This window comes from Altibacter lentus (genome assembly GCF_000746845.1).
In the GTDB taxonomy this organism is placed as follows: Bacteria; Bacteroidota; Bacteroidia; order Flavobacteriales; family Flavobacteriaceae; genus Altibacter; species Altibacter lentus.
The window spans coordinates 3,019,995-3,038,700 of record NZ_KN050846.1 but is presented as its reverse complement, the minus strand read 5'-3'; the positions used below and the strand labels follow the sequence as shown (position 1 = coordinate 3,038,700).

The window sequence follows — 18,706 nt, the reverse complement described above, 5'->3', positions numbered from 1 at the left end:
TATGGATTTATTGGATTGCCCGAGGGTTTTTCCAAAGGAGCGACAGCAGAATATACCACAGTATGATCACCGGGATCGCAATAAACCGAAGCATTACTATCGCCAACAGACAACCCACCAGGAAAACGAGCCGAAGCGCATTCGATTTCAGGTCCCAAGTCTTGAATTTAAGAGCGAACAACGGCAATTCGGCATTCAATAAAAAGGAACTTACAATGGTAAGTCCAATGAGAAACCAAGAATTCAGGAGCACGGAAGCAACAGCTTCGGTGAATTGAAAATGAAGGATCAAAGGAATGCTTAAGATCAATAACGCATTAGCCGGAGTGGGCAATCCAATAAAACTTTCTGACTGCCGGGTATCTACATTGAATTTTGCCAGGCGGTAGGCCGATGCCACCGCAATAAGCAACCCCACAAAGGGCATATAGCTGCGTAAAGAACTGTTCCAGGCGGCATCATCGAACATCGAGTCTATGGAAAGTTCGGTGCCGAAATAAGACAAGTGTAACAGTTGGACCATAACAACAGCCGGAGCCACGCCACTGGTCACCACATCGGCCAGAGAATCGAGCTCCAGTCCTATCTTGCTTTGTGCTTTTAAGACTCGTGCGGCCAGACCATCGAAGAAATCAAAGAAAATTCCGAAGAAAACAAAGAAAGCTGCCGTAACCAAGTCGCCGGAAACCGCAAACAGGATAGCAACGCAACCACACAGCAAATTTAGCGATGTGATGATATTTGGGATCTGTTTTACCATAATTTTGATCAATACTGTAAAAATAGGAAAGTATTTGCGTCTAACCCTATAATTGTACAATATGTCGCCAAAAATATAGTTTAGTATTCTGTAAAATAGTGAGATATTTGCCCAAAATTAAACGCTTGAAAAAGAAGGCCCTTTTCATTTTATTTTTTATTTCGCTCTCCACGGTAGCTCAAACGGTTCGAAAGTATTCTAACGAGTTTATGAATATTGGGGTCGATGCGGCCGCCTTTGGAATGGCAAATGCCGTAGTGGCTTCTACCAAAGACGTGAATTCGGTCTATTGGAACCCTGCGGGACTTGTAAATTTAGAAGAAAAGGAACTTTCCCTCATGCATGCTTCTTATTTTGCCAATATCGCAAACTACGATTATGCGGGCTTCGCTATGCCCCTTGACAACGAAAGTGCCGTTGGCTTCTCTGTGATCCGCTTTGGGGTGGACGACATCCTGAATACCACACAATTGATCGATGAGCAGGGGAATATCGATTACAACCGAATAAGCCTCTTCTCTACGGCCGATTACGGGCTTACTTTTTCTTACGCCCGAAGGTTGCCGCTGGACGGTCTCAATTTTGGAGTGAATGCAAAGGTGATCCGCAGGATCATTGGCGACTTCGCCTCTTCCTGGGGATTTGGCCTTGATGCCGGGATACAGTTTGAGAAGAACGACTGGAAATTTGGCCTTATGGCAAGGGACATAACCACCACCTTCAACGCCTGGTCCATAGATGAAGAAAAATTCGCCGACATCGCCGGGGCGGTGGAAGGACAAAATCAGGAACTTCCTGAAAATACTGAGATCACTATTCCCAAACTACAGTTAGGGGTGGCGCGTACGTTCATTTTTCACTACGATTTCTCATTGTTAACGGAAGTAGACTTCAATTTCCGCTTTGCTGAAACCAATGACATTGTTTCTACCTCTTTTGCGAGTATCGATCCGGCCGTTGGGTTTGAGTTTGGGTATATCGACATGGTCTTTGTACGTGGCGGGGTTGGCAACTTTCAAAATATAACACAACTGGATGGAAGTGATTCGGTTGGGTTTCAACCCAATATTGGTGTGGGCTTCAAATACAAGGGAATACAAGTGGATTACGCCCTTACCGATATTGGCGATCAAAGTGCTGCCTTGTACAGCAATGTGTTTTCAGTAAAACTGGACTGGAGCATCTTTAGATGATCCCTTCCGAAGTAACCTAAAAAAGGCCTCTTCCTTTATGAAAAAACTCTACCTCCTCGCGCTTTGTTTGTGTCTGAAAAGTGCTGTATTCGCACAATCTTTTACCCTTTCTGAAGCAGCAGAAGTAAGTATTCTAACGATTGGCCCCGGAAAACAATTGTACGATAAGTTTGGCCATAGTGCCTTTCGTATCAACGATCCGGCCAACGGATTGGACATTGTCTATAATTACGGAGTTTACGACTTCGACACCCCGAATTTCTATACAAAATTCGCACGCGGGAAACTTCTTTATAAACTGGGGGTAAGCTATTATGAGCCGTTCCTCAACATGTATATCGCTCAAAACCGATGGGTGAAAGAACAGACGCTGGACCTGCCTTACGAACAGAAACGCGCTGTATTCAACTACCTTCAGGAAAACGCTCTCCCGGAGAATCAACATTACAAATACGATTTCTTTTATGATAATTGCGCGACGAAGATCAGGGATGTTCTGGTAGCATCTTTGGGAGACGCCATCACCTACCCCGATTCCTATGTGGACGAACCACATACCTTTCGTGAACTGATACAACAAAATGTGCACTGGAACAGTTGGGGGAGTCTGGGAATGGATGTAGCGATTGGTGCCGTGGTGGATGTGGAAGCTTCTCCCTGGGAACATCAGTTCCTTCCCGACTATATCTTTAAAGCCGCATCAGCCGCTACTATTAGTAATCCCGGCGGAATCCAACCGCTTGTGGCAGGAACTGAGACGCTTTTTCAAAATACCCCACAACAGGAAAGCACCGGTTTTTTTACGAGTCCGCTGTTTGTTTTTATCCTTATAGCCTTGTTCATTCTTATGATGACAGTGAAAGACATCCGCAAAAAATCACGTTGCAGAAGGCTGGATGCCATAGTATTCTTTAGTACAGGTTTAATAGGATTCTTCTTGCTGCTATTGTGGCTGGCAACAGATCACACGGCAACGGCAAACAATTATAATATGTTGTGGGCCTTTCCGGTAAATCTTCTGTTAGCTGTTTTTATAGCCAGAAAGAGCCCGCCTGTGTGGCTTCGTCGCTATATCATTTTTCTGTTATTGCTGCTGATCATGGTGGTGATACACTGGTTCACGGGTGTCCAGGAATTCGCCTACGCATTTATCCCGCTTTTTATCGCCATGGCTGTACGCTATGTATTCGTGATCGGCTATCTGAAGAGAGTACAGGAAGCGACAGAATAACCTCCGGGAATGCTTCATGTTTTTACGTCTCTACTGCCCCCTGTAGAAGATGATGGTACTCAGTGTTTTTATCACGATACTGATGTCCAGGAACAGACTTCGGCGTTTTATATAGTAGAGATCGTATTGCAGTTTTTCAAGAGCATCCTCCTGTGTCATCCCGTATTTCGCATTCACCTGAGCCCAACCGGTCACGCCGGGCTTAACTAAGTGTCTTACTTCATAGAAAGGGATCTTTTCAGAGAGTTCCTTGACAAACACAGGCCGCTCCGGTCGGGGACCTATCACACTCATATCCCCTTTTATCACGTTGATGAATTGTGGGATCTCATCGAAACGGGATCGGCGTAAGAAACGTCCGAATTTTGTGACCCGGGTATCCTTATGTTCTGCGAATTGCGCACCGTGCTTTTCGGCGTCACGCACCATACTGCGCAATTTATAGATCCTGAAATGCTTTCCGTTCCTCCCTACCCGCATTTGGGTGTAGAACAAAGGGCCCCTGTTTGCAAATATGTTTCCAACAAGAATGATGGGAAAGATCACCAGCCCGAAAACAAGTCCGATCACAGAGAAAAGAAGATCCAGGATCCGGTGAAAGAAGAGGTATAACTTGTTCTGATTGCTTCGACTGAAAGGAAAATAGCGATAGAAGTCCTTATCTACATGCTGCACGGGAACGCGGCGGTTGATCTCTTCGTATACCTGGGTGTACTCCCGTATGGCTACACCGTTCTCTAATAACAGGATCAACTGGTTGTAAAGTTCTACGGTCATCCCGGACGAATGCGGTGTGGCGACAACGATTTCAGAGATTCCCAGATCCGATAAGGTTTCAGCAACATTTAAAATTTGAATATCATGCAGGCCGGGGTATCTTTCAGAAACATAACGCGTCGAATCTGTGTTGATATACCCTATTACTTTATAGTTAGGGTCCGATCGTTGTAAGGACGTAATAATTGTGTCCAGTTCGCGTGCATTCCCGACCAGAACAACCTTTTTAAAGAATCGGGGTGCCGAGATCAATACGATGTACGCGTACCTCCAAAGAAATAACGACAGATTAATAGCTATATAGAAGTATATGATCTGTAATCGGTTCGCCGGTAAGGCAGGTGTGAAGAATGGTGTGAGCAAATAGAACAGTACGGTGACCGAAGAGGTAAGGATGATGTTTTGGACAACGACCTCAAACCTGCTGGCCTTTTGTAGGTTGTACAGCTCGAAAATAGTTGCAAATATGGTAAGATATACCGCCAGAACGATGGACCACACCCAATGGTCGGCGTTGATCTTAAAATAATCGAAATTGAACACCAGGCCCACCAGATACAGGGCAGACAGCACCGCTGTGATATCGAAGAGGCGGAGCAAGATCTTACGTTCGGAAATATCAAAATGGATATTCGACTTTTGGGACATGGGGTTGGGTTTAGCTCGATAAATGTAGCTATTTATTTACTGGTTTAAAAGAGTAACCCACGCTTGTTTAACAACTTGCCAGTCGAAGGCCGCTACTTTCTCTCTTCCGTTACGGGATAATTTAGATGCCAAAGTTGCGTCGCTAAGCAGCTGCACTATGGCATTGGTAAAGGCATTTGGATCCTTAGGTGGTACCAACAGTGCATCTTCACCCTGGGTGAGCAGGTGTGGTATCCCTCCTACATTTGTCGACACGACCGGCAGACCGAGTGCCATTGCCTCCAGAACGCTTACCGGGGTATTGTCGAAATTGGTGGTGTTTATGAAAACAGCATAATTCTTGGAGCGTGCGATCCATTCCTCTTTCTGCAATATCCCTGTAAAGATCACCGGCAGATCCTTATTGTTTGCTATGGCTTTGCACCGGTCCAGCGACCCGTCCTTATCCGGGCCTACCATACAAAGCTGTGCGTCATACCCTTTGGCAATTAATTGCTCTAATACGTCCAGGGCAAGCTTCGGATTATATATTTCTGAAAAAGAACGTACCCACAACAATCGGGGTCGTACCGCTTCCCGGAGTACAAAAGTGTACTTTTCCAGTTCGATGGTGTTCGGTATATACGTGAGGTTTTCGAATCCGGTAGCGTTAAAGGCTTTGAGGAGATAGGGTGACGGACAAACATTGGTCTTGGCAGCCCGAAAGAGATTCCTGGACAGGCGAGGGCTTTTTGCAAGGCGTTGTGGCAGATCGCCACCCCGCAAGATGGGAATATAGGGCACTTGCAATAAGCGGCACAAACGGGCAACCGCTACGGCATAATAAAAGTTCTGGGTACTGTAGGTATCGATCAAGACAACAGAAGATGTTTTTGCGTAACGTAAGGTTGTGAACAGCATATCCAGCATCCGAAGCATTTTATTAGATACCGAAGAGGCCGTTCGTACAACAAAACCTTCCTGTTCCAACAGGGTGCCCAGCGTCTCAATGGACGTTACCGTGCTGCCTTTTCGGGACAGTTTATTTCCTATGTAGAGCAGGTTTTTTCTTGACATCGATGATCGAGATTAGACATAGTCCGTAAATGAAGGCCGGCGCTGCTATTCGCATAGAGGAATGGTTGATGGTAAGGAACCAAAAAATAAAAAAAGCAAAGAAATACAGGTTCGTTCGGTTCCTGACCCGGAAAAGTAACGGAGTGAACACGAGGACCATGAGGGCAAACAACCCAAAGACACCATGTTCAGACAGGATACGACTCACCTCGCTGTGCGTTGCAACAATACGCCCTGTTTTCTCTTTTCGGAATTCACGTATCTTCCCAACGCCAATACCCGTAAAGGGGTGTTCTAAAAAGGTCTCCACCTCGCCGGTGACCAACTCTGCCCTTCCTGTGGTAACATCTTCTTTTTCACGGCCGGCCGCATCCTGATTGGCATAGCGTTTGTCGATGAGTCCAAAGGTGGAGATGGAAGTAAAGATCCAGGTCACGACAATGCACCCGGCAATTATCGCTACTTTAGGAAGTAAGGAAGTTCGTTGCCGGAGATCTGCTTTGTAAAAATAATAAATAAAGAAGATGAGCGCACACACGCCTGCCGTGATCACGCCTCCTCTGGAAAAAGTTACGATCCCTCTGTAACTAACAAAAATCAATAAACAGAGATCAATGATATTGACAACCCGGCTCTTTATCGTGAGCAGCCTGCTGAATAATATAAACATTCCCAATCCTAAGATGGTCGATACCTGATTGGGACCAAAGCCACCGGAGGCTTCAAAATTCGACTGGGTTCCGCTCAATACATCCCGGATGTTGGGTGTATAGACATACAGGTAGGCCGCCATAGCGATAATAGGCAACAAAGCGGCCAACAGGATCTGGTTGAGCCGTTCCGCCGGCATCTTCCGGTTGTAGCAATACAGTGCGGAGATCGCCAGACACAGCGGGCCGCTCAAATTGAAACTGATGGCGTTCATGAAATCGGTAGAATAGTTGAGATTGATCGCCGAAAAAAGAATGCCCGGTACCAGAAAAAGGATGTAGAAGACATAGGGCCAGGACCGTCTGGTGAATCCTTTAAGGAACATGCCAATGACCAAAAACCCGATCACGGCAAACTTGGCGAACTCATAGGTAAAAGCCCCGCCGGTCATTCTGGAAAACACCTCAAATCCCATGATATAGGCCGCGGCTAACAGTACCTCATCCTTCTTATTTCCGCTGGAAAAGATGCGTACCAGAAAATAGACCACCGCTGCGAAAAGAAAGAATTTGGACGTAGCCTCCACAAGGTAGATCGCAAACGCCATTCCAATATGCAATAAGAGCAACTGGATATACGTGATCTTCTTAATGGGTTTTATCTTTCTCATGTAGTGTAAATACGCAACAAGATAGGCAAGACTGCCTCAAAACTATAGGTTTTTTTTATATGATGCTGAAATTTCTCTGCAAGATCACGGCGCTTCTCCGGGTTACCCAAAAGCACGCGGATCCCTTCGGCCAATGCTTCAGGATCCCGGGGTGGTACTACAATACCACGGTCTGCTACCACCTCCTGGCATTGTCCTACGCGGGTACATACCACGGGAAGCCCCGCCATTCCGTACTCCAGTAATGCTACCGGAAGCCCTTCAGAACGTGAAGAGAGGATGCCCACATCGGCCATCCGAAGTAATGACAATACCTTGCCTTGTGATCCATAGAAATAGACACCGGTCAATCCGTTCGTTTCAATAGAGTGTTCCAGGGATCGTACATAGGATGCTTCTTGAGGAGCTCCTACCAGATGCAACGTGGCTTCTGGATAGTGTTCCAGCACACTCTTAAAAGCCTCTAATAGATTTATATGGTCCTTTTGCGAACGTAGATTGGCCAGACAGACTAATCGATACCCTGTCGGACCTTGTAAGCGGTCCTGTGAACTTTCCTGTACATCCGTTCCCGCAAAATTCTGTAGATAATAGACGTTTTTACAATGCAAGTGCTCCAGGGCCCATGTTTTCAAGACCTCATTCACCGATATGATGGCGTCAAAACGACGAGAACAGTATTTTAATACCTTGAACCTGCGTGCCGACAAGTGCTCACTGTCGCCATAGTGATCATGCCATATCAAGCGAACTTTGGGTAGTATTTTCTTTACAAGCGACGCAAAGAAGTAACTGCTGGAATGCGCATGGACCACTTCTATCTTGTGACGTTTTATAAAAGACACCAGTTTCTTTAAGGCTAGCACATCGTAAGCATTTCGCTTGTTGAGAAACAAATAGGCTACCCCGGGATCCAGTGTTTCCTTCAACAGTCCTTCTTTCCGGGTGGTACATAAAAAGGCTTCATGGGAGCTACGGTTCAAGGCATTGGCCAGTGTCACGGCCATACGTTCTGCACCTCCTGCATCTAAGGAATCGATCAACTGAAGTACTTTCATCCCACTATTTTTTTAAGTTCAGCTTCAAAGGCATCCAGGGTATATTGGTGCGACCATGCTTGGGCCTTTAACGACATTTCCTGTAGTGCCTCGGGATCGGATAAAAGGGTTCGCAACCGCTGGATATCGCTTTCCGGCTGCATCTCTAGGAGCAGCCCTCTCCTCCCCTCGCCGAGCATCCATGGAACACAGGAAACCCGTGATACTACCGGAACCACCCCCCAGAACATGGCTTCGGCCACAACCTTGGGCCATCCTTCAGAACGGGAAGGTAAGAGCAGCAGGTCACTTTGTTTGTAAGCGTTTTCCACCACAGTGGGCGGCTGATTCCCGTGGAGAAAGATCACGGCTGTAAGTTGATGCGAACTAATATAATCGATAATGCTGTTCCGTTCGGCCCCGCCCCCATAGATATCCAGACGACAGTCAACCCCGCTCGCTATAAGGGCTTCCACAAGTTTTACGGCATACAGCGGACGTTTCCCGTGGGTGAGTCCGCCTACGAACAGCAACCGATACGGTGGTTTGAAATGAGGAGTACGCAAGGACTCGATCTTTTGTTCGGGGTAGCTTGCCGTAAAGAACGGCTTTACATTGGAGGTCTGTCCGGGCCAGTCTCCATAGACCAGTACCTTCATGTTACGTGTAAGGAAGGTATGTTGTAATATCCATTTTTGAATGCGGTAGCTAAGCGGTTGTCTTGCCCGAGGATCCCAGTTGCCGGCATATTTTGCAGACTTCGGTCGCTTCGGGAAGAGCGGCTGCATCATGCATCCCACAAGGCCGATCGTCCCCGGACATCGCAAATGAATGTGATCTGCCTTTCGCATGGCCTGAAAGATCTTCCATTTTATAACCGGCAATCGGAGCAAGGCCAGCAATCCTTCAGAAAAAGAGATAAAGGAAATAGAGGGAATGTCATGAAGTGCTACATCCTGCGAGGTGTAAGCCTCATGTATGGTACCCGGCCCATCGTTATTTAATGGGGCTACAACTACTACCGCATCGGCTTGTTTGAACCACAGATTCATCTCCCGTACATAAGGTCCGTAGGCAAAGAGCTTGCCATCCTTCTTAAAATGCGGGGTATGTGTGATCACGACCAGCTTCATGATAGCAAGGTTGAATAAAACGAAAGGTTCTCCTCTAAAATAGTGTTCTTATTGTAGTGTTCCCGTACCCGTCGTGCGGCATTGCGCCCAAGTTCTCTGGCGGCATCGGGATGTTCGATACACCAAAGGATCTTTGCTGCTATATCGCCGGGGTCATAGACATCACATAACAATCCGGTATTGCCGTGGTCTATGGTTTCGGGGCCGGGACCGTATTGCGAAAAGACCACCGGCTTTCCCTGTGCCATGGCTTCCAGCGTCACCAGCCCCTGTGTCTCCATGTGTGAAGGAAAGACACAAACGGATGCTTCGGCATAGCGCGTATGTAATTCTTCACGCGGAATGCTTCCGTGAAAGGTCACTTGTTCAAAAAAGGAAGCGTCATAGGTCTCCTTCAAACGTGCTATATACGAATCGCCGTTGGGATAGTACCAGTCCCTTCCGAAGAGATCCAGCTGATAGTCGGGATAGCGTTGACGAACCAACGCAAACGCTTCTATAAGTTGCCGCACTCCCTTTTTCTCACAGATCGTACCGGCGAACAAAAGACTGTTCTTTTTAGAGCTGCCCCCGGGAACAGCAGAAGGAATATCTACCGGATGATTGATCACGGTTACGGGTTTATTGTGATAGCTGAGATATTTGGCCGTATGAGACTGTACGTAGTTTGAAACAGCAATAAAACCATCTGCCTTTCGAAAGGAGCGTTTTTCCAGCAATCCTTTACGCCAGTGGATACCTCGTTTTTCGGCTTCCGAAAAGAAGTGGTGCCCCCCGTGTAAACGGATCACTTTCTTGGCCGGATGATGGGCGTAGAGCAATGCCAGGCCCAGTTCGGCCGATTCGATGATGTCAATGGGTTCTTGGGCATGGATCGCTTTTAGTTTCTTATTGAGACGGATGCTGTTATGAAGGAATTCCGGCAACAGCCCTTTTTGTTGCTTCGGAAGGCGGTACAAATGCACTCCTTCATCCTCCAGATACACCTCGGTGAGTGCTGTCCCTGCACCTACCACAGTAACTCTGTGACCTCGTGCAACCAGGGCCCGTCCAAAGGTTTGCAGGAAGCTCCCAATGCCTCCGGCCGACCATAAAGGATATTCATGAGAAAGAAATACAATGTGCATTACAGTAACACTTTTCTAATTCGTTCGGAAGCGGTTTCAGGATAGGCAACGACTGTTTCGAACCACTCGTTGATCGCGGTCTCCGGCTGTTCCAGAGCCGTACGGACTACCGAAGCGATCTGCTCCCGATCATGGAGCCAAAATACGGCTTTTGGGGATGGCATGCTCCTAAAATGCTGATATTTATAGATGGTATCGACCGACCAGTTGGGATCCTTCACGGTGTCATAGTTGATATAGGCACAGGGTTTCCCGAACATCCCGAAGTCAAAAGCCATGGTTGACCCCACGTTTATAACAAGATCGGCATAATAGGCAAGACTTACCAGCAGCTTCACATCTTGGTAGGCCGGGTAGACCGCCGACCATCCTATGGCGCGTTGATGCCAGAGGGGAGGCATGGCTACAATAAGGCTCTTATATTTTGTAAGGACGGCATCGTAACGACCGGAAAGATCAACGGGACAACGTCTAAAAATAAGTTGGGTGGTAGCGGCCATACCGCTTTTTGTAAGTGCTTCGGCAATATCTTCCAGATACTGTGGATCGTGAGGTGACGTGCGTACATCATCTCCTGAAAAACATAGGAGTCGTTTCCCGGGATCCAGACCATATCTTCCATAGAATTCCTCCTTCGGAAGGATATTGGCGGCATCCCTGTAGAATTCGAACTGTGGGGTTCCCGTCACTTCGATCTGTTCGGAAGCGATCTCCGGATAGAATTGTTGTAATTCATTCTGCATGTGCTGTGACCATACCAGATAGCGATCGGCCCGTAAAGCAAGGCGAGCTTTCGGGATATTATCCCAGGAATAGATCACCGTAGTGGTGGGGATGCCCAGGTCCCTGGCCGCCGCGAAGATGGTAGGAGCGGGCAACGCTCGTTGATGGGTACAGAAGAGGAGGTCGGGTTTTTCCCGCTTCAGGATGGCTGCTATCGAATGGTAGTACGGGTTCTTCCGAAGGGCTTTTGCATATCGGGCTTCGAGCTTTAGGATACTGTTGTAAGAACGAACCAACCTAGCCGCACCTTTTACCAGGGTATAGAACATCTTTAACTTGAGACTTCGTACCGAAGTTCTAGAGAATTTTAAAATGGTGGGGTTGTTGGCCTGTTTTGCATTCCATTGGATGCGACTTAGATGTATAAGCTCTCGCAGAAACTTTTCCCGTACACTTTCTTTGTACGTTGGGATTCGTACTGTAGACGCAAGCGGAACGTGCTGTTCCAGTTCCGAAACCGTTTCGGGGTCGAAATTATGGAACAATACCAGAGAGGCTTCCCGGGTAGCGAACACCTTTGAATACAGATAATTCTTCACCCCGGTACCATCGGGAACCAGCAATATTATTTTTTTTGAAGCTGCCAATTAACTAAGTTTTTGATAGAAGCCGTACAATCCGTACAAACTTATAAGAATTATTACAAACGATTGCAAGGATACGATCATTCGTGGCAGCTCTCCTGCCTTCACGGCGCTGGTATAGGCCAGAATGGCGAGCAGGAACAAGGCGCCAAACCATCGCAGTTCGACAAATGAAATGATGATAAGCGCAAAGATAAGGATCATACAGGCGAGCAGCAGCGAAACGTACACCTGGGAGGTGACCGAACGGGTTCGTCTCCATTGGCGTATCCCCAGCAACAATAATATGGGTATCAGCAACCCTATTTGTCGTGTACTGAAACTAAGGATGTATAGTAGGTCCTTACCGAACTCTTTTATCGTGAGTAGCGGATCGAACGTCAGCCCCGAAAGGATTCCCTTGGGCAGTGCATCCGGCCCTTTGGTTTCCAGATAGGCGTCTGTTTCTTCCCAGCTTGGATGATTATGATCGGGCAACGTTCCTTCATTTACCTGAAGTTGTGCCAGATACTGCCGCTGCACCCAATTGGACTGGACCCCTTCCGGAGGAAGCTTTGCATCGAAAGAGAGCTGTGAACCGGCTTGCAAAGACGGAAGATTCAGTACGATAAAGACAAGGATCAAAACCGCAGGCAGCATAAAGCTACGCCACGCGATAAGATTCCGACGAACCAGTAAAAAGACGGACAACAGTACCACGGGCGTAAAGATGATAAGAAGTTCACGGGTGAAAAAGGCAACGATCAAGGCGGTCCCGCCTAAGGCAAAAGAGGCTCGCTGTCCGGAGGCGAGCCGGAAATACGTTTCAGAATAGAATACCACCATCGAAACAATGAACAGGGTGTCGTTCACCCCCAATAGAAAATAACCTACCGTTGCATAAAAGAACAAGACCAGGGCATAGAAATGAAGATCACGGATCTTCCGATAGCTATAGAAATACAAAAGAAGTAAAAGGAACAGTGCCACATTCACCAGTCGCAATGCCACATAACCCTCGAACAACTGCGCAAACGGCAGCACAAGCAGCATATACGGGATCGAGATCCCTTTGCGTACGGCAGCATTCCACCCCTCTTGTTCGATAAGTCGGAGGTCCTTTAAGAACAAGGCTTCATCGCCGGAACCTATAGGGAGCTGTGAAAAATAGAAGATCCCTACAAGGACATAGACAGCGATCACGCCGTACAAGGTCAGGGAAAGGTAGTGTGCATATTTAGGAGCCATAAGCGAGGAGGGCATTTATAACGGCTTTCGTATCCAGTTCGTAAAAAAGCGGCAACCGTACTAAGCAATTGGAATACCGGTCGCTTTCGGCTAAGGCATCTCCGCTGTACTTTGCTTTGAAATACGGACTCTTATGCAGGGACTGATAATGGAAGACGGCAAGGATACCGTGCTTCTTTAAGTGTTGCAGGAGCGCGGAGCGCTGTTCAATATCTTTACATATCAAATAGTACATATGCGCATTGTTGGTAGTATGATCAGGGAATGTGGGTTGCGCTATGCCCAGGGATGCGGCCCAGTCCTTAAGAGCAGTATGGTATTGCTCCCAGATGTCTTTCCGGCGGTCCTGTATATCCTGGATGCATTCCAATTGCGCGAAGAGGTATGCGGCATTCAGTTCACTGGGCAGAAATGACGAACCTATGTCCACCCAGCCGTATTTATCGACCTCCCCGCGAAAAAAAGCGCTTCTGTTGGTTCCCTTTTCCCAAAGGATCTCGGCACGCTCCATAAATCGGGTATCGTTGATCACTAGCAAGCCTCCTTCCCCACACTGAATATTCTTGGTCTCGTGAAAGGAAAAAGCACCCAGATGCCCTATACTTCCCAGCACACGACCTTTGTAATAACTGTCAATAGCCTGAGCGGCATCCTCTACTACGAACAGCTCATGTGCATCGGCCAACTGCATGACCATATCCATATCGCAGGCAACACCTGCATAATGGACCACGACGATGGCCTTGGTCTTTGCATTGATAAGCGGTGCTATCTGGGAGACATCCATGCCGGGATGATCGGTTTGAGAATCTACAAACCGGATCACCGCACCACGCAGTTCAAAGGCATTGGCCGTAGAGACAAACGTAAAGGAAGGCATGATCACCTCATCCCCCGGTTGTATATCGAGCAAGAGGGCAGCCATTTCCAATGCATCGGTACAACTGGTGGTGAGCAGGGCCTTCTTGAAACCATAAGTGTTGGTAAAGAACCGATGGCACTGCTTGGTATAAAAACCGTCGCCGGACAATTTACCCCGCGACAAGGCATCCTGAATATACATGAGTTCCTTTCCCGACAGATATGGTTTATTGAATGGGATCTTCATATTCCGAAACGTATTCTAAAGAGGGTTTCAAATACGAGAGGTTCAAAATCCATATAGGCAATTTGATCTAAACGCAATAGACCTTCTCCGCATACCACCACAGGTTTTCCATTGTCTTTGAACAGCACCTTACCAATGTCTCTGTTCACAACAGATACATCTGCAACCGCAGTGGCTTGTATCAATCGTATCTGTTTTCCGTTGGCCCATGTTTTAGCACCGTCATAAGGTGGTCCTACGGCATCGATCATTCGCTGTATCTTAGACGCAGGCCAGTCCCATTGAACAAAATAATCCTTTTCATCTCGCCATAGACTATAACTCGCTTCTGTCTCATCTTGAGGAACAGCCCGCAGCTCGTCTGCCAGCACTTTTTCTAACACGTGTTGCAACAGCGTTCCATAACACTGACTTATCTTATGAATCGCTTCCGCAATGGTTATTGGATAGGTAACGGAGATCTTTTCTACTGCAATAATAGCACCTGTATCATAGGCTTCCGCGCCTAAGATAGCGGTGACACCTATCTCGGTATCTCCTTCTATTAATGCGGTGACCAGAGGATTAAATCCTCTGTATTTGGGTAATAGTGAGTCATGTAATACAATGAGTTGTTGATGAGGCAGCGGATGGATCAGTCTTCGCCAACCCATGGCTATTAATACGTTGGACGAGTCCTTGGGGACATCATCATAGGTCGCATTTAAATGAGAGGCCTCGCAATAGGCTTCGATCTTTTTGGAGTGATCATCCTTGAGAGCAGGATCAGTTCCTATGACCACCGTATCGATCACCGCTCTGGAGTCTCCCTGAAGGGCCTTTAAAGCGCTATATCCCTTTTCTCCCAGTACGTAGCAAGTAACTTTCATAGTCGTTCTTTTACGATATAAGTGGGTCTGTCCTTTACATTTTCGAAGATCTTTCCAATATATAATCCCACTACCCCCAGGATCAGGATGATGATGCCCGAGAGGAACCATAGGGAAAGGATCAATGAGGTATAGCCCAGGACCTCGATCTCTCCCTGATACCATTTATACAATTGTACACAGGCGAATACCGACGCCAATACGGTGATGATAAGTCCGAGTTTAATAGTGAGCCGCAATGGCTTATCGGAATAGGACAGTATGATATCCAACGACAGATTGAACAATTTCCGTAAGGTATAACTGGAGCGCCCTTCTTCACGCTTCGCATGGGGAACGCCTATGGCGGTTTGCCTGTAACCTACCCATTTCACCATGGAAGGAAAGAACCGGTTCTTTTCGGGCAAGGTGTTGATGGTTGCGATCACCTTGGAATGGTAGATCCCAAAATTAGCAACGGAGGCATCATAGCGCGCTCCCGAAAGATAACTTAGGAAGCTGTAGAACAACCTGGAAAAGAACTTTTTAAAGAACCCATCCTGGCGCTGCTCGCGTTTGGCCAGCACCACGTCATATCCTTCCCGGGCCTTTTGTAATAAGGTCGGAATTGCTTCCGGCACATCCTGCAGATCACAATCCATAACGACCACCCAATCGCCTGTGGCCGCTGCCAAGCCCGCTGAGATGGCATAATGCTGACCGAAATTCCGGCTGAAATTGATGCCGCGCACCTTGGGATCTTCCTTGTGCAAGTGCTTGATCACCTCCCAGGAAGCATCAGGGCTGGCGTCGTTTACCAGCAACAGCTCATAATCGGCCCCCAGCGATTGGCATGTGGCGATCACCCGTTGTGTGAGTTCTCCAAGCGTATGCTCCCCGTAATACACGGGTACCACTACCGATATTTTCTCCAGGTGGTCCATAGGTTAAAAATACAGTTTTTTATAAAGCTGTTCTGCTTTCGCCCAGTCTTCTGGGGTATCGATGTTCACATGCCGTTCGGGGTCCAGTTCGATCCAGCCCATTCGGGAACCGTACAGGGAATCCTGCTCCAGGATCACCCGGGTCTTCGTAATGTATAAAGCTCCGTCCCGTACATAGGCATCCGGGAGTTCTTGTCTTCTTTTAATGATGGTGGTATCACCGGTGGCGATCTGTAGCTGTCCTGCTTCGGAAGGGGTAAAAACCCAATGCGGATTGTATTGATGCGGTACCTTCTGAACAGAAAGCAGGGTGTCTACCTTGTCATTCTTGAATTTTTCTATGGCCCGGTCAATATCTGAAGCAGTTCGAAACGGGGTGGTCACCTGAAGCAAACACACGGCATCATAGTGTTCGCCTTGCTCGGCTAAAGTGTGTAGGGCATGTTGCACGACGGCTAAAGAACCCGAATGGTCTTCGGCCAGATGGGCAGGACGCTCAAAAGGGACCTCGACACCCAGGGAACGTGCAAGTGCCCTGAGGGTTTCATCTTCCGAAGAGAAGATCACACGGTCCAGCGTACGCGCTTTCAATGCGGCCTCTGCGGTGTATTGCAACAGCGGTTTCCCGCCCAGTTCCTTACGGTTCTTGTTTGGGATCCCCTTACTCCCACCTCGCGCCGGTATGAGTCCCAAGATACGCATTAGTAGGTAATGGTTTTATGAAAACGCAGATCGATGGTCGCCAGCAGGTCGGCGATCTTCTGTCCGCTGTTCCCATTCCCGTAGACAGCGCTTCGGCTGTTGCGGGGGTTTTTCATTTGCGATCTTATGGCATCCTTGATGGACGCTTCATCATAGGCCACATCGATCACATTCGTGCCCCGCAATCTGCGGTTCTGCCGGGTACCGATATTCACGACCGGGACGCCCAAGAAGGAACACTCCCTGATGCCAACACTACTGTTGCCCACCAGCACATTGCTGTGGAGCAGTAACTTTAAGAAATCGACGGGTTCCATGTTTTTCAGGAACCGGATGTGCTGCGGATTGTATTTTTCACGGAAGGAGCGGATACCGTTCGAGGTCCCGTCCGATCCGGCATCTACGTTGGGCCAGAACCAGAACGTGGGGATCTCAAGTTCATGGATCACTCGCAGGGTCTTCAGCACGTCTTCCTTGGACTGATGGTATTCTGTGGTGACGGGATGTTGCATGACGACCAGATAATCCCCTGTGGCTTTTACCGGACCTCCCACCCCGCCATATTTGGTTACCGGATCGAAATCCATGGCAGGATCCTGAAGGACCCGGGCGGCAATGTCAATGGACGGACAGCCGGTATTAAAGACATAATCGGCGTCCTCCCCCATCTTCTCGACACGTGCTTTGGCATCCTGCGAGGTCACAAAATGGATATCAGCCAGTTTGGTATTGGCGTGGCGCACCTTTTCGTCTATGTTCCCGGTGACCTCCCCGCCTTGTAAATGCACTAACGGAATGTTTTGATAGGCTGCTGCGATCGAGGTGGCAATGGTCTCAAATCGGTCGGCGATGGTGATCACCGCATCCGGTTGCAGGTTGTAAAAGACATTGGCCAGTTCCATCACCCCCAATCCGGTGGTTTTGGCCATGGCGGTCTTGTTCTCCCCTTCCAGGACCATAAAAACTTTTTCATGGATGGTAAACCCATCCTTCTCTATAAAATGAACGGCGGTTCCGTAGCGATCCAGCAAGGCCGAACCGGCCACCACCAGTTGTAGTTCTAATTGAGGGTGCTCCTTGATCGCCTGTAGTGCGGTCTTTACCCTGCTGTACGAGGGTCGGGCGGTGATCACGGCACATATCTTTCGTGGGGTCTTGTTCATGAATCCAGATCTTCTTCGGTTAAAAAATCCCAGGCGGCAAGGTCCCGGGACAAACTGCGTCCCAACACCGCTTCAAATCCAGAAGCTTCCAGTCCGTATCCCTTGGGCTTCTTTGCTTCCAGGTCGTCGAAAGTAAGTCGGTGTCCTTTCGACAATGGTTTATTAACGGCCAGTGATTTCTCAAAGATGGTCTTTAGGTCCCGGAAAGCATCCACCTTGGTCTTATCGATGGGATGTGCCAAGGCTGTGGCCACAGCCTCCGCACCCTGCACCAGTTGTTTGGCTTCCTCGATGGTGATGGACGCAGCCACATCGGGTCCAAACTGCTCCTTATGGAAGACCACATGGAATTCCAGAAGGCTTGCCCCCAGGGCCACGGCCGCAATACCGGCAGCGATCGTCCCGGAATGGTCCGAGAATCCCACCGGCACCTCGTAGCGTGTTTTTAGCTCTTTGATCATATTTAGACCGTATTGTTTGGGTTGAGTAGGATAGCTTGTGGTACATTGTAAGAGCGAGAAGTTCGCCTTGTGTTGTTTCAGAAAAGCGACCGTAGTATCCAGTTCGTCCAGCGAACTCATCCCGCTGGAAACCAGAATGGGCTTCCCGGTAGCAATGATCTTCTTCAGTAATAACAGATTGGACACTTCCCCGCTTCCTACTTTATACTGTTCTACGCCGGCCTGTTCCAGGACGTCCACTGCGGCATTGCTAAAGGGACTGCTAATAAAGGTGAGTCCGGCCTTTTTACAATGGGCTCCAATGGCCACCCACTCTTGAGGGGTGAACTCCATTCGTTTCCAATAGTCGTAGCGGGTAGCATCCTGAGTGGAAAACCGAACCCGAAAGGGTTCATGGATACTGCTTTCGGCATGGGCGATATGGGTCTGGAACTTGATGGCACGTACGCCTGTCTTGGCTACCGCATCGATATACGCATGGAGCATTCCTAAACTGCCCTCGTGGGCCTGACCTATTTCGGCAATGGTGAAAATCAAAGGCGTATGGTTTGGTATTCTCAAAGGTAACATTTAAAAACTTCCGAAGAAATCTTCAGAAAAATA

17 protein-coding genes are annotated in these 18,706 nt (G+C 48.1%); 2 read left to right on the top strand and 15 right to left on the bottom strand.

All coding sequences use genetic code 11. The annotated features are described in order from the left end of the window. Positions 1-7: 7 nt before the first annotated feature. On the bottom strand, positions 8-760 hold the full coding sequence (locus JS40_RS14175; RefSeq protein ID WP_034261607.1) for a CDP-alcohol phosphatidyltransferase family protein: 753 nt from the start codon (positions 758-760) through the stop codon (positions 8-10). 125 nt (positions 761-885) lie between these two features. On the opposite strand from JS40_RS14175, the gene JS40_RS14170 reads away from it, so the two are divergent. Together JS40_RS14170 and JS40_RS14165 are read left to right on the top strand one after the other, a co-directional pair. After that, positions 886-1,953 carry a putative type IX sorting system protein PorV2 gene (locus JS40_RS14170; protein ID WP_034261604.1) on the top strand — a complete coding sequence of 356 codons (1,068 nt, stop codon included), beginning with the start codon at positions 886-888 and terminating at the stop codon, positions 1,951-1,953. Positions 1,954-1,990: 37 nt separating this feature from the next. Continuing rightward, entirely contained in the window at positions 1,991-3,184 is a 1,194-nt protein-coding gene (locus JS40_RS14165; RefSeq protein WP_034261602.1) for a lipoprotein N-acyltransferase Lnb domain-containing protein, read from the top strand. A 30-nt stretch (positions 3,185-3,214) separates the two neighbouring features. Here the strand turns inward: JS40_RS14165 and JS40_RS14160 are convergent, their stop codons facing one another. Genes JS40_RS14160 through JS40_RS14095 form a run of 14 tightly spaced genes read right to left on the bottom strand, consistent with a single transcriptional unit; the run spans position 3,215 to position 18,640 of the window. Then, positions 3,215-4,609, bottom strand: coding sequence for a sugar transferase (locus tag JS40_RS14160; protein ID WP_034261600.1), 1,395 nt, complete (start codon positions 4,607-4,609; stop codon positions 3,215-3,217). A gap of 36 nt (positions 4,610-4,645) precedes the next feature. Continuing rightward, positions 4,646-5,665 (bottom strand): glycosyltransferase family 4 protein, encoded by a 1,020-nt coding sequence (locus JS40_RS14155; RefSeq protein WP_034262609.1) that lies wholly within the window; start codon positions 5,663-5,665, stop codon positions 4,646-4,648. Next, positions 5,631-6,986 carry an O-antigen ligase family protein gene (locus JS40_RS14150; protein ID WP_034261598.1) on the bottom strand — a complete coding sequence of 452 codons (1,356 nt, stop codon included), beginning with the start codon at positions 6,984-6,986 and terminating at the stop codon, positions 5,631-5,633. The genes JS40_RS14155 and JS40_RS14150 overlap by 35 nt, the downstream gene beginning before the upstream one ends. Continuing rightward, positions 6,983-8,044: a glycosyltransferase gene (locus JS40_RS14145; protein ID WP_034261595.1), complete on the bottom strand. Its 1,062-nt coding sequence runs from the start codon at positions 8,042-8,044 to the stop codon at positions 6,983-6,985. The genes JS40_RS14150 and JS40_RS14145 overlap by 4 nt, the downstream gene beginning before the upstream one ends. After that, entirely contained in the window at positions 8,041-9,156 is a 1,116-nt protein-coding gene (locus JS40_RS14140; RefSeq protein WP_034261592.1) for a glycosyltransferase family 4 protein, read from the bottom strand. Before JS40_RS14140 ends, JS40_RS14145 begins: the two co-directional genes overlap by 4 nt. Beyond that, positions 9,153-10,283 (bottom strand): glycosyltransferase family 4 protein, encoded by a 1,131-nt coding sequence (locus tag JS40_RS14135; RefSeq protein WP_034261590.1) that lies wholly within the window; start codon positions 10,281-10,283, stop codon positions 9,153-9,155. Before JS40_RS14135 ends, JS40_RS14140 begins: the two co-directional genes overlap by 4 nt. Next, positions 10,283-11,653 (bottom strand): glycosyltransferase, encoded by a 1,371-nt coding sequence (locus JS40_RS14130; RefSeq protein ID WP_051957631.1) that lies wholly within the window; start codon positions 11,651-11,653, stop codon positions 10,283-10,285. The genes JS40_RS14135 and JS40_RS14130 overlap by 1 nt, the downstream gene beginning before the upstream one ends. Further along, positions 11,654-12,877: a hypothetical protein gene (locus JS40_RS14125; protein WP_152558197.1), complete on the bottom strand. Its 1,224-nt coding sequence runs from the start codon at positions 12,875-12,877 to the stop codon at positions 11,654-11,656. Further along, positions 12,867-13,985 (bottom strand): dTDP-4-amino-4,6-dideoxygalactose transaminase, encoded by a 1,119-nt coding sequence (rffA, locus tag JS40_RS14120; RefSeq protein ID WP_034261585.1) that lies wholly within the window; start codon positions 13,983-13,985, stop codon positions 12,867-12,869. The genes JS40_RS14125 and rffA overlap by 11 nt, the downstream gene beginning before the upstream one ends. Next, positions 13,982-14,854: a methionyl-tRNA formyltransferase gene (locus tag JS40_RS14115; RefSeq protein ID WP_051957630.1), complete on the bottom strand. Its 873-nt coding sequence runs from the start codon at positions 14,852-14,854 to the stop codon at positions 13,982-13,984. The genes rffA and JS40_RS14115 overlap by 4 nt, the downstream gene beginning before the upstream one ends. Then, positions 14,851-15,777: a glycosyltransferase family 2 protein gene (locus JS40_RS14110; protein ID WP_034261583.1), complete on the bottom strand. Its 927-nt coding sequence runs from the start codon at positions 15,775-15,777 to the stop codon at positions 14,851-14,853. The genes JS40_RS14115 and JS40_RS14110 overlap by 4 nt, the downstream gene beginning before the upstream one ends. Positions 15,778-15,780: 3 nt before the next feature. Then, positions 15,781-16,479, bottom strand: a complete 699-nt coding sequence (locus tag JS40_RS14105; RefSeq protein WP_034261580.1) for an acylneuraminate cytidylyltransferase family protein — start codon at positions 16,477-16,479, stop codon at positions 15,781-15,783. Next, a complete protein-coding gene (gene neuC, locus JS40_RS14100) occupies positions 16,479-17,642 on the bottom strand; it encodes a UDP-N-acetylglucosamine 2-epimerase (protein ID WP_034261578.1) in 1,164 nt (387 codons plus the stop codon). The genes JS40_RS14105 and neuC overlap by 1 nt, the downstream gene beginning before the upstream one ends. Beyond that, positions 17,639-18,640, bottom strand: coding sequence for an N-acetylneuraminate synthase family protein (locus JS40_RS14095; RefSeq protein ID WP_034262601.1), 1,002 nt, complete (start codon positions 18,638-18,640; stop codon positions 17,639-17,641). The genes neuC and JS40_RS14095 overlap by 4 nt, the downstream gene beginning before the upstream one ends. Between the last annotated feature and the right edge of the window lie 66 nt (positions 18,641-18,706).

Bases quoted from the DNA above. Each gene is read 5' to 3' on its own strand.
- rffA (WP_034261585.1), bottom strand. From the start codon at position 13,985: ATGAAGATCCCATTCAATAAACCATATCTGTCGGGAAAGGAACTCATG.
- JS40_RS14150 (WP_034261598.1), bottom strand. From the start codon at position 6,986: ATGAGAAAGATAAAACCCATTAAGAAGATCACGTATATCCAGTTGCTC.
- JS40_RS14145 (WP_034261595.1), bottom strand. From the start codon at position 8,044: ATGAAAGTACTTCAGTTGATCGATTCCTTAGATGCAGGAGGTGCAGAA.
- JS40_RS14175 (WP_034261607.1), bottom strand. From the start codon at position 760: ATGGTAAAACAGATCCCAAATATCATCACATCGCTAAATTTGCTGTGT.
- JS40_RS14115 (WP_051957630.1), bottom strand. From the start codon at position 14,854: ATGAAAGTTACTTGCTACGTACTGGGAGAAAAGGGATATAGCGCTTTA.
- JS40_RS14135 (WP_034261590.1), bottom strand. From the start codon at position 10,283: ATGCACATTGTATTTCTTTCTCATGAATATCCTTTATGGTCGGCCGGA.
- JS40_RS14165 (WP_034261602.1), top strand. From the start codon at position 1,991: ATGAAAAAACTCTACCTCCTCGCGCTTTGTTTGTGTCTGAAAAGTGCT.
- neuC (WP_034261578.1), bottom strand. From the start codon at position 17,642: ATGAACAAGACCCCACGAAAGATATGTGCCGTGATCACCGCCCGACCC.
- JS40_RS14105 (WP_034261580.1), bottom strand. From the start codon at position 16,479: ATGCGTATCTTGGGACTCATACCGGCGCGAGGTGGGAGTAAGGGGATC.
- JS40_RS14110 (WP_034261583.1), bottom strand. From the start codon at position 15,777: ATGGACCACCTGGAGAAAATATCGGTAGTGGTACCCGTGTATTACGGG.
- JS40_RS14140 (WP_034261592.1), bottom strand. From the start codon at position 9,156: ATGAAGCTGGTCGTGATCACACATACCCCGCATTTTAAGAAGGATGGC.
- JS40_RS14160 (WP_034261600.1), bottom strand. From the start codon at position 4,609: ATGTCCCAAAAGTCGAATATCCATTTTGATATTTCCGAACGTAAGATC.
- JS40_RS14155 (WP_034262609.1), bottom strand. From the start codon at position 5,665: ATGTCAAGAAAAAACCTGCTCTACATAGGAAATAAACTGTCCCGAAAA.
- JS40_RS14125 (WP_152558197.1), bottom strand. From the start codon at position 12,877: ATGGCTCCTAAATATGCACACTACCTTTCCCTGACCTTGTACGGCGTG.